Genomic DNA, 12,641 nt, shown 5'->3' on the forward strand with positions numbered 1-12,641 from the left:
ATTATCTATTCGACAAAATTCTCATCTTTAAACCCAATCAAATACAACTTGCTCTTTGCTCTTGTAATTGCCGTATACAACCATCGAATGTAATCACTATCTATTCCATTAGGTAAATAAGGTTGTTCAATAAAAACCGTATCCCACTGCCCTCCTTGTGACTTATGGCAGGTTATGGCATATGAGAACTTTACTTGTAATCCGTTGAAATATTCATTGGCTTTTACTTTTTGGAACTGCTTGTATTTAGTTTCTCCTTCGTAATCTTTCAATACTTCTTGATACAATCTATTGGATTCCTCATACGTTAAAGATGGAGATTCGCTTTTTATAGTGTCTAATAATAAAACGGTTTCAAACGGAATTTGATTTGGGTAATCGACCATTCGTATTTTTACTTTGGCAAACTTAAAACCGTATAATTCTTGAATTTTAAAAATCTCCAGCACTTCAATAATATCACCATTGGCAATAAAACCAGCTTCATCTGAATCTTTTAGCCAAAAATAATTATTCTTTACTACCATTAAAAAGTCACCTGTAGACAACTCACTTTCCTTATCGAGAATTTTGGTTCGTATTTGTTCGTTGTATTGATTGGCCCTTTTATTCGACCGAACAATGAAAGCCGTATCTTCAATACTATAATTACTATATGCAGAATTAATGGCATCTTGAATGTCATATCCATCTGTTAACCGAACAATATCTTTGAATTTTTTGACATCAAATTTAAAATCGGTTATAAAAGAATCTTCCAATAAAGTACGAAGCTCCGTAGCATTATATAAAATACCGGAACCTTCTTCCTGACGCATTACTTCATTGAGTTCAATATGCTCGACTTCTTTATTGTAATTGATGCTTAAAGTATGAATGTCTAATGCGGGACTAATATCTAAATTTACCGGTGGCAATTGTGCGGTATCTCCCAAGAGTATCATTTTACAGTTGGCTCCTGAATAGACATAAGAAATCAAATCGTCTAGTAACGATCCGTTTTCATACATTTTAGAATCGGAATTCGTATCCGAAATCATAGAAGCTTCATCGACTATAAATATGGTGTTTTTATGTTTATTGGGTTGCAAAGTAAACGACACTCCACCTCCCGAAGATTTCTTTGGAAAATATATTTTTTTATGAATCGTAAAAGCAGGCTTGTTCGAATAATTAGCAATTACTTTGGCAGCACGACCTGTAGGCGCCAGTAAAACGTACTTTTTGTTAATTTCTAATAGGTTATTTACAATAGTAGAAATCACAGTCGTTTTTCCAGTTCCAGCATATCCTTTAAGTACAAAAATAGTGTCATTGTGCGTATCCGTTAAAAAAATGGCGATTTTTTGAAAAAAAATATCCTGATTGTATGTAGGAGCAAAAGGAAACTGTTTTCGTAAAAGGCTATAGAACAAGGAAGAATTCATCTGGGCTTTGTTATTGTAAAATGAACTTCAAATATAAGGATGAAATTCCGGTGAATCACATTAAATCCCATTAGAATCAAAAAAAATTGTAAGTTTGCAATTGCATTTAATCGATTCAAAATTCCATATTTAGATTGGGTTTCAAAAAAGTTTATGTCTACACAAAATACGAATATTACCGAAAAGAAATATAAAAAACTGTCTATTCAAGTTTCCTTGACTGGACTTTCTTTTTGTTGTTTTGATACATTAAACAATACCATAACTTCTTTTAATGAAGTTCATTTTGACAGTTTCCATAAAGGAATACAAATTGAAGATTTATTTTCGAATGCTTTTCAGGAATATCCTGAATTGAATGACAGCTATGATGATGTGCTCATTATACACAACAACAATCTTTCCACATTTGTTCCTGAACCCTTATTCGATGAGAATTTTATAGGTAGTTATTTACAGTATAATACAAAAGTTTTTAAAACTGATTTTTTCGCTTTCGATGAAATTAGCAATTATCAAATCAACTGTGTCTATATTCCTTATGTGAATATGAATAATTTTTTTATTGACAAATTTGGTGCTTTTGATTATAAGCATGCGAATAGTATTTTGATCACTACCCTTTTGGATGCATCCAAAAATATTGACGATAAAAAAATGACCGTTCATTTTAATAAAGGCCATTTTGAAATTATTGTTATTCAAAATCAAAAGATGTTATTATTCAACTCCTTTGATTACCAAACACCCGAAGATTTTATTTATTACGTTTTATTTACTGCAGAACAATTGAATATGAATCCAGAAAAATTCTTATTGGAATTAATAGGAGATATTGATACAGAAAGTGAATTTTTCAAAATAGCATATAAATATATCCGCAACGTTGCTTTAGTAGACGTTGAGGCTTTACGATGGAACAATTATTTTTCTGAGGCCGAAAACAGAAATCATTATATACTTTTCAACTCATGAGAATCATTTCAGGAAAATACAAAGGAAGACGCATAAATCCACCAAAAGGATTACCCGTTCGCCCTACAACCGATATGTCTAAGGAAGCTTTATTCAATGTTTTAAATAACCATTTTAGTTTTGAAGGATTGAAAGTATTGGACTTATTCGCTGGAACAGGTAATATAAGCTACGAATTTGCTTCTAGAGGAAGTTCCCCAATTACCTCAGTTGACGGGGATTTTGGTTGCGTGAAATTCATTAAACAAACAGCCGCTGAATACGATTTTAATATTGCAGCTACGAAAAGTGATGTCTTTAAATTTTTAGAAAGAAACAATGCCACTTTTGATATTATTTTTGCCGATCCACCTTATGCTTTAGACCAAGCTACATTCGATAGAATTGTGCTGCTTGTTTTTGAAAAAAACAGTTTGAATCAAGACGGAATGATGGTTATTGAGCATTCAAAATATACTAAACTAGATCATCTAATTCATTTTTCATTTAAGAAAAGTTATGGCGGATCTATTTTCAGTTTCTTCGAATTACCATCATCTGACGAGGAGTTAGACGAGGATTTATTTGAAAACGACGGGGAAGAAGAATAATCAGATAAGATTTACAAAAAGAAAATGCCTTGCAATTGCAAGGCATTTTCTTTTTTAGTATAGGAAAAAAAATCTTAAATATTAAAATCTAAAACTACCGATAATTTATCTAAAACCATTTTATAATTTGGTGTTTCTACTTCATATTTCAATCCTTGTTCCACTACAAATTGAGTCAAAGATGCCAATTCAAATTTACGTCCAGCCAATACATCACGATGCATCGAAGACGTAGCGCTATGTGGTGTTTTTTCTAATTTTAAAATAGTTTGCATAATAATGTCATTAGGTAATTCCAATCCTTTAACAGCGGCAATCAGCGTGATTTCATTGAGAAGACCAACATATAATTTTCGGCTAGAATCGGTACTTAGAATTTCACCTACATTTTGGTTCAAATAAGAAGTAGCTGATGCTAATGCGGATATGAAAATAAATTTTTCCCAAACCGTTTCTTCAATGTTGTCTACTAAATAACTCTCTATCGTTGCCTTTTTAAAAATGGATTGTAAGGCTTTCAGTTTAGAAATAGAGGCTGTTCTAGATCCAAAAAATAATTTTTCGTACGCCCCTATTTTTGTAATTTCACCAGGAGCATTAATCATCGAAACGATATAAACACAACCTTCTAAAACAACATTATCAGGATAAAGGATACTAATTCTTTCTGGCGCATCAACACCATTGTACAAAGGTAGAAAAACGGTGTTTTTTGTAATGCACTTTTGAAGCGCAAGAAGACTCTCTTCAATATCATACGTTTTTGTAGCACAAATGAGGTAATCTAATTTTCCTATTATTGCAGGATCATTAGATACTATGCTTGGAAAAACAATCATTTCATTGTCATCCGAAACAATTTTTAAGCCAGATCGCGCTATAGCTTTTTGAGTTTCCCCGCGTGCGATAAATACAATCTCAATTTGATCTGATTCAGCATAGGCTTTCGCCAAAAGTCCACCAAAATAGCCACCTACTCCACCCAAACCTAATATACCTATTCTTGTTTTCATAACCACTATTTAAAAAATTAAACCATTAAGAAATTTAGAAATCAAGTCTTTAGACTTAATATAACTGAATTTCTTAATGGTTCTCTTTTAGATTTCACAATCTTTGATTTATTAAATCTTTTAATAAAAATAACAGACCTATAAGCCGGATTCTGTATCCCGATAAATCGGGACCCTTATCATTTATCTAGATCTCGCATTACTACGAGACTCAAGCTATCTACCCTTCAACAACGGACGAGAAGCCCTTAAATGCTGATATACTTGATATTTCACCGCATAGAGTTTACCTGGTTTCACTACAGCATTACCTGTACATACTTTCTGTTGCACTTGTCCTAATCCGATTACTCGAACCGACGGGTATTACCCGCTATGCTTCTCTAAGGTGTCCGGACTTTCCTCCCTTCCGAAAAATCGGAACGACGATAAGGCGGTCTGCTGGGCAAATTTACATTTTTTTATTCATGCTTTGCTATTTTAGAATCGTTACTTTAACAACACTTTTGCAATTTCTTAATTATAAAACAGTTACCTTTAAGTTGAAAAAATTCTAATATCATGAAACCAACCTATCATTATTCGACCGTTTCTGAAGCTTTAGATAATTTGAATGAAATGGGGTTTACTTATGACTTTAATATTCATGAGGATGCTATTGCAAAAAAACCTCATAATTACGAAATCAAACACATCTACCGCTATGAAGGAGATTCGGATCCTGGAGACGAAGCTGTGGTTTACGGCATTAAATCCACTTCAGGAAAAAAAGGGGTATTTGTTGCTGGATTTTCCGCAAATTCTGATAGCAAAGTGGCACAAATATTATCAAAATTATGTGTTGATGAAAATGATCAACAATGCAGGATTTAACTATGAAAAATATTCTAAAAAATAAATTAAGATAAAAATATGAAAAATATGTACCATTATGCTTCTGTTTCAAAAGCTTTAAATGAATTAAATGAAAAAGGATTTACCTATGATTTTAATATCCATGAGGAGGAAATTGTAAAAAATCCAAATCAACATGAAATTATTCACATTTACCGCTATGAAGGAGATTCAAATCCTGATGATGAAGCTATAGTATATGGTATTAAATCTCAATCAGGTACAAAAGGAGTATATGTATCTGGATTTTCAGCCAATTCTGTTAGCGAGGCCGCCCAAATATTAATAAAACTAACAATCGTGAATAAAAATAAATAAGTTTCTTAAATCATTTCCTACTTATAATTTTTCAACTATTCGTCCCCAAATAATTATTTTTTTCAAAGCTATATTTCAAACTAGATTTAATCGAATTTTGATGATACTTACAGAGATAATAATTAATCGAATTAAAAATGAGGGTCCATTATCCTTTCGGGATTTTATGGAGATGGCTTTGTATTTTCCAGAATTAGGTTATTACAATTCAAAGAAAAATAAAATTGGACAAGACGGAGATTTTTATACCAGTGCAAATCTTTCTGAATCTTTTGGTGCAATGATAGGCCGGCAAATAGAAGAAATGTGGGAAATACTGGATAGAAAGCCCTTTAAAATTATTGAATACGGAGCAGGAACGGGGCTTTTATGTCGGGATATTTTACATTATTTAAAAAACAACACCAAATTATACAAACACTTAAGCTATTGCATAATAGAAAAAAGTGAGAGCATGCGTGCTGTTGAAAAGAAATATTTAATTGAAAAAGTAACTTGGCACAATTCTATAAAAACAATTCCAGATATAAATGGCTGTATCTTATCCAATGAAGTTATTGATAATTTTTCAGTTCATCAAGTAATAATGGACGAAGAACTTAAAGAAGTATTTGTAGATTATGACAATGGATTTATCGAAGTGCTACAGCCAGCTAAAAAGGAGCTTAAAGAGTACCTAAAAACTTTAAAAGTAGTACTTCCAAAAGGATATCGAACAGAAATTAATCTGGAGGCAATAGCATGGATAAAGGAAGTTTCACAATTTCTAAATAAAGGATATATTATTACAATTGATTATGGCTCTTTCTCTTCTGATCTATATCGAAATGCGAGAAGCAGTGGCACATTATTATGCTATAACAAACATCAAAAAAATGAAAATCCATACCAACTTATAGGTTATCAAGATATTACGTCACATACTAATTTTTCGGCACTTGGCCGTTGGGGTTTAAAATATGGAATTAATTATTGTGGAATGATTGATCAAACCAATTTTTTAAGAGCACTTGGCATTAAAGAATACCAAAACAGAGCCTTAAACAATCCCTTATGTAAAAGTCAAGTAAAAATTCATGAATCCTATATTAATTACGGATTATTGATGGCGATGGGAATGAAATTTAAAGTATTAATTCAACAAAAAGGAATAAACCAAAACTCTTTATCAGGATTAAAATTTGCAAAAACTTCAGTAATTAAAACTATTGAATAAGTCCCTTTTTCATAATCTATATTTAATTTTGAATTAAGTAAATTATCCTTTTCATAATATAATCGCATTACCTATATTTGCTATCGAATAAAATTTATATGGAACAATTTGTAGTATCGGCTCGTAAATATCGTCCACAAACATTTAATGATGTTGTTGGACAAAAAGCCATTACCAATACACTATTGAATGCCATAGAAAGCAATCATCTAGCCTCTGCTCTTTTATTTACTGGACCTCGTGGTGTTGGTAAAACTACTTGTGCTAGAATCCTCGCTCGAAAAATAAATCAACCTGGTTATGATGACCCAAATGAAGATTTTGCTTTTAATGTCTTCGAATTGGATGCTGCTTCAAATAACTCTGTTGATGATATTAGAAATTTAATTGACCAAGTTCGCATTCCCCCACAAACTGGGAAATATAAAGTTTATATTATTGATGAGGTGCACATGTTATCATCAGCTGCATTTAATGCTTTCTTAAAAACATTAGAAGAGCCACCAAAGCACGCTATTTTTATTTTGGCAACTACTGAAAAACATAAAATTATTCCAACGATTTTATCGCGTTGTCAAATATTTGATTTCAAAAGAATAACAGTAAAAGATGCTAAAGAACATCTTGCAGAAGTAGCTACGAATCAAGGTGTCGTTTACGAAGACGATGCATTACATATCATCGCTCAAAAAGCAGATGGCGCCATGCGTGATGCTTTGTCTATTTTTGACAGAGTAGTTTCTTATTGTGGTGCAAACTTAACTCGTCAAGCAGTTACTGAAAATTTAAATGTTCTTGACTACGAAACTTATATTACAGTTACTGATTTAATACTTGAAAATAAAATTCCTGATTTACTAATGGCGTTCAATGAAATTCTTTCAAAAGGATTTGATAGCCATCATTTTGTATCTGGATTAGCTTCTCATTTTAGAGATTTATTAGTAAGCAAAAACCCATCAACTCTATCGTTATTAGAAGTAGGTGAACAAGCTCAAAAAATGTACGGTTTACAGGCTAAAAAATGCAGTCAAGACTTTTTATTAAAAGGAATTGCTATTGCAAATGACTGTGATTTAAAATACAAGCTAAGTCAAAATCAACGCTTACTTGTAGAACTTTGTTTGATGCAACTAGCCTCTATCACTTTTGATGGAGAAAAAAAAAAGTTGAGTCCTTTATAATTCCGCCAACTTATTTTAGAAAAAATGATTATTCGATAGCTGATAATACTAAAGCTACTGAACCAGTTAAAACAGCTGAAATTCCTGTTACGAATACAATTGAAGTTGCAGTAAGCACAGAACCAGAAAATATTATTTCTCCAAGTTCTTCTACAAGAATTATTGAATCAAATTCAGATGAACCAAAAATTTCAGCCTTTTCACTATCTAGTATTCGAGCCAAAAAAGCTTTAGAAGAAAGCAGTAAGTCCTTTTTAAAAGAGTCAGTGCATTTACCTACAGAAACTTTCACTGAAACAGAAATGTTAATTCAATGGACAAAATACGCCAAACGACTGGGTGACAAAGGATTTAAAATAATGGAATCAATATTACTTATCAATGACCCCGTTTTGAATGGATCCACTACAATACATTTTGAATTACCAAATGAAGGTTCGAAATTAGATTTTGAAAGTGAGAAAAATGGACTCTTAGGGTATTTAAGAAGTCATTTACACAATCATGACCTATCTATAGAAGTGATAGTTAATGAAAGTATTACTAGTAATAAAAGCTTTAACGATCAAGATCGTTACAATAGGTTACATGAAATAAATCCTAATATAGAACTACTAAGAACTACTTTTGGTTTGGATTTAAATGCCTAATTTATTTTATTAAACTCTTTTCAATACGAGTATCAGGTACTAACCAAATAAATGCCACAATTAAATAAATCACTCCCGAAATCCATTGGTTAAAAAAGGAAATAATAATTCCCAAAATATATAAAACGATTGACAACTTTCCTTTTAGGTCATTTTTAGTAGCTTTCCCTACTAAAGAATCTACTCCTTCCGTCTTTACAATACACGTTTGCAATAGATTAAAAGCTATTGCTGAAAACATTAGAATAATCCCGTATAAGGTCATTGTTGACTTAGAAAAATAATTTTCTCCCATCCAAGCTGTTGAAAATGGAATTAAGGACAACCAAAAAAGTAAATGTAAATTTGCCCATAACATTTTACCGTTAACTTTTGTAAGCCCTTGAAGTAAATGATGGTGATTGTTCCAATAAATACCTATATATAAAAAACTTAAAACATAACTTAAAAATTTTGGATAAACAGAGATTAAATCCTGAAATTCTTTTCCTTCAGGTGCTTTGATTTCTAAAATCATAATAGTAATGATAATTGCTAAAACACCGTCACTAAAAGCTTCTAATCTATTTTTATTCATATTTTAGTTATATTTTTTCATAATACATTGCTTTTACAATTCCATCTGAAAGTCCAATTTTAGGCACATAAATCTGTCTTGCCCCACTCCACTTCATTGCATTAAGATAAATTCTAACTGCAGGAATAATTACATCAGCACGATCAGGGTTTAAACCTAATTCAGAAATTCTTTGCTCATAAGTTAATGAATTCAAAAAAGCATATTGAGAATTTATATAAATGTATGATAAAGGTTTCTCTTGCGTTTTACCCGACATTTTAAATAATTTATTGATATTCCCACCAGATCCAATAAGAGTTACTTCCTCATAATCAGCCGTATTTGTTCTAATCCATTTTTCAATTTCTTCCCAAACAACATCACAAACCATATTATTTAATAACCGAACAGTACCAGCCTTAAATGATCTGGAATTTACCATCTTACCATTAGAAAATAACGTGAATTCAGTACTTCCACCACCAACATCAACAAAAAGATACGTTTGATCCGTTTTTAATAAGTGATGTAAATCTGTCGATGCTATAATTGCGGCTTCTTTTTTACCATCAATAATTTCAATATTAATATCTGCTTTTTCTTTAATAACTTCTACCACTTCTTTTCCATTATAAGCTTCTCTCATTGCTGATGTGGCAAACGCTTTATAAGACTGCACCTTATGCACTTTCATTAAAAGATTAAATGCCTTCATTGCATCACACATCCTTTCGATATTCTCTTCGGAAATTTCACCAACTGTAAAAGCATCTTGTCCTAAACGAATTGGCACACGAACTAATGAGCTCTTATTAAATTGAGCTTCTTTACCCTCTTGTTCAACAATATTAACAATCAATAATCGCATGGCATTTGATCCAATATCGATTGCAGCATATTTTTTTATCTTAATCATTCTCTCTTATGAATTTTTATTTTTCAAAACGGTACTAAAAAAGTAATTTATTAAAATGTCTCTTCTAATAAATCTACTTTTCTTTGGTAGTATTTATACGTTTCAATTTGTGCTCTAAATATTGGGGCACCATTTCTTTCTCTATATTTATTATCTAATTTATCAGAATGGTAGCGCGCTTTTACATTTCCTTTCCAACCTAAATCAAAATTATCAATCAATTCATTTTTAATTTCTTGATCATAAATTGGGCAAGTTACTTCGACCCTACCGTCTAAATTTCGTGTCATAAAATCAGCTGAAGATATATAAACCTCCGTTTGCCCTCCATTACCAAAAATATAAATTCTAGAATGTTCTAAATAATTATCAACAATACTAATCGCTTCAATATTAGCACTCATTCCTTTAACACCAGGTATTAAAGAACAAATTCCTCTGACTTCTAGTTGAATTTTCACTCCTGCATTACTTGCTTCATATAGTTTATCAATCATTCCAAAATCAGACAAACTATTCATTTTTAGCTTTATATATGTTTTTCTCCCAGCGAGAGCATGGGAAATTTCTCTATCTATTAATTTATAAAATCGAGTACGTGTGTAATGCGGTGAAACAATAAGATGCTTATAACGATGAATTCTATAATTGATGTCAAAAAATTCAAATACTTTCGAAATATCTTTCAAAATTTGTTGATGACTCGTGAATAAAGTTACATCAGTATAAACTTTAGCAGTTGACTCGTTAAAATTTCCAGTTGAAATAAACCCATATCGTTTTGTTTTTCCTTTTTCGTTTCTTTCGATCACGCAGATTTTGCTGTGTACTTTCAGTCCTTTAATTCCAAAAATAAGATTGATTCCTTCCTGTTGCATTTGCTCTGCGTAGGAAATATTAGAAGCCTCGTCAAAGCGAGCTTGCAACTCAATTTGTACTGTTACTTTCTTTCCATTTTTTGCAGCATTAATAAGAGAGCTAATAATTTGAGAATTTTTAGCCAGTCGGTAAAGTGTAATTTTAATAGAGGTAACTTTAGGATCTAGCGCCGCTTCTCTCAAAAATTTTGTGAGATATGAAAAAGATTGATAAGGTGCATTTAGCAAATAATCTTTTTTACTTATTTTTTCTAATATACTTCCTTCTATGCTTAATCCCGGAATAGGTAAAGGAACATTTGTTTTGTATAATAAATCAAATCTTCCAAGGTTTGGAAAATTCATATAATCCCTTCTATTATGGTATCTTCCTCCTGGTATAATACTATCAGTGGAAACAATTTTCATTTTATCTAAAAAAAACTGTAAGGTATCTTTTTCTATTAATTGATCATAAATAAAACGAACTGGTTCACCAATTCTTCTGTCTTTTACACTAGTTGAAATTTTCTCTAACATACTTTTACTCAAGTCACTATCAATATCCAATTGTGCATCTCGACTGATTTTTATCATATGAGCTGATACACTCTCATAATCAAAAATGTTAAAAATACTTTTTAAATTATGTCGAATGACATCATCAATTAAAATAACATATTGTTTTTCATCGTTTGAAGGTAAAACAACGAAGCGATTCATTGTTTTTGGAATTTCGATAATTGCATAACGAACTTCCGCATCTGTATTCATTACTAATTTTATAGCCAAATAACCTAAATTATCTTTCAACAATGGAAATTCAGCTAAATCATTTAAAATAATAGTTACTAACTCAGGACTCAACTTTTGAATAAAAAAATCTTTTAGAAATATCTCCTGTTCAACTGAAATTTCATTTTCATTTATAATAAAAATGTTTTCATTTTCAAGTTCATTTTCGATTCCTTTAAGTATAAGTAGACTTTCTGTTTGATGTTCAATTACTATTTCAGTAATATCTTTTACTAATTGTTGAGCTGAGATACCTCCAAGAATTTTTTCTCCAGATTTGCCAGAAAGACTCAATCTTCGTATTGCTGCAAATCGAACTCTAAAAAATTCGTCTAAATTATTGGAAAAAATTCCTAAAAATCGCAATCTATCTAAAAGTGGTACTGAATCGTCTGCTGCTTCTTGTAGTACTCTGGCATTAAAAGCTAACCAACTTTTTTCTCTATCTATATATTTTTGATCTAACACTATATTAATTTTATTTTAAATCTTTTGGAGCTATTATTTTTTTCGTTTTACCTTTTTTTATTTTTTCCCAATAATCTGTATCAAATTGCAAAGATACAAAACCTGCTGTAGGAACATTATCTATAAAAACATCCCCAAATTTATTAACAAAATTTGTAATTGCGGCATTATGTCCAAAAAGAATCAAACTATCATAAGAATTACTGCAAGATTTAACTATTTTTTCTAATTGTCTTTCATCAAAAGTGTATAGTGTATCTTTATATACAATACTTTCCATAGGATATAATACGTTTTGAGCAAAAATTACAGCGGTATCTGATGCCCGTTTTGCTATACTACTCCAAATGATAAATGTTTTGGGCAAGTCGTTAATTATATTTAAAGATACCAAATGGGCATCTTTGTAACCCCTTTGATCTAATGGTCTATCGATATCTTTTAGAGGTGCATCCCAATTTGATTTAGCATGTCTTATTAATATTAGATTTTTCATATTCTCAATCTTTCTGATTAATTTCTTAAATATTTTAACCGAAATAGAAAGATACAATATATATAGTTATTAAACATTATTCCTTTTAAAATATTCTTAAAATCACTTTTGTATTAAAAAAAAACAAGTAATCACAATTAACTCACATAAAAATTAACATAAAATTTAGATTAATTACAGATAAACCTTTGAAAACAGTTGTTTTTTAACTTTTTATTTGCTAAAAAAGCGTCATTTAACGAGTTTTTAAGCTATTCGAAGAGAAAATTAAAAAAAATAATTT

Annotated in this window: 14 protein-coding genes and 1 other RNA gene; 7 read left to right on the forward strand and 8 right to left on the reverse strand. The window is 30.7% G+C overall.

The window, feature by feature from the left end; translation table 11 throughout:
* Positions 1-5: 5 nt before the first annotated feature.
* The gene (locus AB3G33_RS12580; RefSeq protein WP_367770037.1) at positions 6-1,427 is read right to left on the reverse strand and encodes an ATP-dependent RecD-like DNA helicase; all 1,422 of its coding nucleotides are present in this window, start codon (positions 1,425-1,427) and stop codon (positions 6-8) included.
* 153 nt (positions 1,428-1,580) lie between these two features.
* Here AB3G33_RS12580 and AB3G33_RS12585 point away from each other — a divergent pair, with 153 nt between their 5' ends.
* Both AB3G33_RS12585 and AB3G33_RS12590 read left to right on the forward strand, forming a co-directional pair.
* Entirely contained in the window at positions 1,581-2,402 is an 822-nt protein-coding gene (locus AB3G33_RS12585) for a DUF3822 family protein (RefSeq protein ID WP_367770040.1), read from the forward strand.
* Positions 2,399-2,992 (forward strand): RsmD family RNA methyltransferase, encoded by a 594-nt coding sequence (locus tag AB3G33_RS12590; RefSeq protein ID WP_367770043.1) that lies wholly within the window; start codon positions 2,399-2,401, stop codon positions 2,990-2,992. The genes AB3G33_RS12585 and AB3G33_RS12590 overlap by 4 nt, the downstream gene beginning before the upstream one ends.
* A gap of 74 nt (positions 2,993-3,066) precedes the next feature.
* On the opposite strand, the gene AB3G33_RS12595 is transcribed toward AB3G33_RS12590, so the two are convergent.
* Both AB3G33_RS12595 and rnpB read right to left on the reverse strand, forming a co-directional pair.
* Positions 3,067-4,005 carry a ketopantoate reductase family protein gene (locus AB3G33_RS12595; RefSeq protein WP_367770046.1) on the reverse strand — a complete coding sequence of 313 codons (939 nt, stop codon included), beginning with the start codon at positions 4,003-4,005 and terminating at the stop codon, positions 3,067-3,069.
* A 125-nt stretch (positions 4,006-4,130) separates the two neighbouring features.
* Positions 4,131-4,450, reverse strand: an RNA gene (rnpB, locus tag AB3G33_RS12600) — RNase P RNA component class A.
* A gap of 116 nt (positions 4,451-4,566) precedes the next feature.
* On the opposite strand from rnpB, the gene AB3G33_RS12605 reads away from it, so the two are divergent.
* The 4 genes from AB3G33_RS12605 to dnaX all read left to right on the forward strand — a co-directional run bounded on the left by AB3G33_RS12605 (position 4,567) and on the right by dnaX (position 7,617).
* The gene (locus AB3G33_RS12605) at positions 4,567-4,878 is read left to right on the forward strand and encodes a hypothetical protein (RefSeq protein ID WP_367770049.1); all 312 of its coding nucleotides are present in this window, start codon (positions 4,567-4,569) and stop codon (positions 4,876-4,878) included.
* 39 nt (positions 4,879-4,917) lie between these two features.
* Positions 4,918-5,217: a hypothetical protein gene (locus AB3G33_RS12610; protein ID WP_367770052.1), complete on the forward strand. Its 300-nt coding sequence runs from the start codon at positions 4,918-4,920 to the stop codon at positions 5,215-5,217.
* A gap of 100 nt (positions 5,218-5,317) precedes the next feature.
* Positions 5,318-6,433: a class I SAM-dependent methyltransferase gene (locus tag AB3G33_RS12615; protein ID WP_367770055.1), complete on the forward strand. Its 1,116-nt coding sequence runs from the start codon at positions 5,318-5,320 to the stop codon at positions 6,431-6,433.
* 98 nt (positions 6,434-6,531) lie between these two features.
* Entirely contained in the window at positions 6,532-7,617 is a 1,086-nt protein-coding gene (gene dnaX / locus AB3G33_RS12620) for a DNA polymerase III subunit gamma/tau (protein ID WP_367770057.1), read from the forward strand.
* Positions 7,618-7,645: 28 nt separating this feature from the next.
* Here dnaX and AB3G33_RS12625 read toward each other — a convergent pair whose 3' ends face one another.
* Positions 7,646-7,909, reverse strand: coding sequence for a hypothetical protein (locus tag AB3G33_RS12625; RefSeq protein WP_367770060.1), 264 nt, complete (start codon positions 7,907-7,909; stop codon positions 7,646-7,648).
* Between the two features lie 67 nt (positions 7,910-7,976).
* Here AB3G33_RS12625 and AB3G33_RS12630 point away from each other — a divergent pair, with 67 nt between their 5' ends.
* Positions 7,977-8,267 (forward strand): DNA polymerase III, encoded by a 291-nt coding sequence (locus AB3G33_RS12630; protein WP_367753216.1) that lies wholly within the window; start codon positions 7,977-7,979, stop codon positions 8,265-8,267.
* Position 8,268: 1 nt separating this feature from the next.
* On the opposite strand, the gene AB3G33_RS12635 is transcribed toward AB3G33_RS12630, so the two are convergent.
* The 4 genes from AB3G33_RS12635 to AB3G33_RS12650 are packed head-to-tail and all read right to left on the reverse strand — an operon-like array spanning position 8,269 to position 12,358.
* On the reverse strand, positions 8,269-8,844 hold the full coding sequence (locus AB3G33_RS12635) for a TMEM175 family protein (RefSeq protein ID WP_367770063.1): 576 nt from the start codon (positions 8,842-8,844) through the stop codon (positions 8,269-8,271).
* A gap of 7 nt (positions 8,845-8,851) precedes the next feature.
* Positions 8,852-9,742, reverse strand: coding sequence for a Ppx/GppA phosphatase family protein (locus tag AB3G33_RS12640; RefSeq protein ID WP_367753220.1), 891 nt, complete (start codon positions 9,740-9,742; stop codon positions 8,852-8,854).
* A gap of 50 nt (positions 9,743-9,792) precedes the next feature.
* Complete coding sequence (ppk1, locus tag AB3G33_RS12645) at positions 9,793-11,862, reverse strand: polyphosphate kinase 1 (protein ID WP_367753222.1); 2,070 nt, start codon at positions 11,860-11,862, stop codon at positions 9,793-9,795.
* A 10-nt stretch (positions 11,863-11,872) separates the two neighbouring features.
* Entirely contained in the window at positions 11,873-12,358 is a 486-nt protein-coding gene (locus AB3G33_RS12650; protein WP_367770066.1) for a histidine phosphatase family protein, read from the reverse strand.
* Positions 12,359-12,641: the final 283 nt, after the last annotated feature.

The sequence above is a fragment of the Flavobacterium sp. WC2421 genome (assembly GCF_040822115.1).
Classification (GTDB): Bacteria; Bacteroidota; Bacteroidia; order Flavobacteriales; family Flavobacteriaceae; genus Flavobacterium.

Coding starts and splice junctions, on each gene's coding strand:
- AB3G33_RS12650 (WP_367770066.1), bottom strand. CDS start 12,358: ATGAAAAATCTAATATTAATAAGACATGCTAAATCAAATTGGGATGCA.
- dnaX (WP_367770057.1), top strand. CDS start 6,532: ATGGAACAATTTGTAGTATCGGCTCGTAAATATCGTCCACAAACATTT.
- AB3G33_RS12630 (WP_367753216.1), top strand. CDS start 7,977: ATGGAATCAATATTACTTATCAATGACCCCGTTTTGAATGGATCCACT.
- AB3G33_RS12610 (WP_367770052.1), top strand. CDS start 4,918: ATGAAAAATATGTACCATTATGCTTCTGTTTCAAAAGCTTTAAATGAA.
- AB3G33_RS12595 (WP_367770046.1), bottom strand. CDS start 4,005: ATGAAAACAAGAATAGGTATATTAGGTTTGGGTGGAGTAGGTGGCTAT.
- AB3G33_RS12590 (WP_367770043.1), top strand. CDS start 2,399: ATGAGAATCATTTCAGGAAAATACAAAGGAAGACGCATAAATCCACCA.
- AB3G33_RS12585 (WP_367770040.1), top strand. CDS start 1,581: ATGTCTACACAAAATACGAATATTACCGAAAAGAAATATAAAAAACTG.
- AB3G33_RS12615 (WP_367770055.1), top strand. CDS start 5,318: ATGATACTTACAGAGATAATAATTAATCGAATTAAAAATGAGGGTCCA.
- AB3G33_RS12580 (WP_367770037.1), bottom strand. CDS start 1,427: ATGAATTCTTCCTTGTTCTATAGCCTTTTACGAAAACAGTTTCCTTTT.
- AB3G33_RS12635 (WP_367770063.1), bottom strand. CDS start 8,844: ATGAATAAAAATAGATTAGAAGCTTTTAGTGACGGTGTTTTAGCAATT.
- AB3G33_RS12640 (WP_367753220.1), bottom strand. CDS start 9,742: ATGATTAAGATAAAAAAATATGCTGCAATCGATATTGGATCAAATGCC.
- AB3G33_RS12605 (WP_367770049.1), top strand. CDS start 4,567: ATGAAACCAACCTATCATTATTCGACCGTTTCTGAAGCTTTAGATAAT.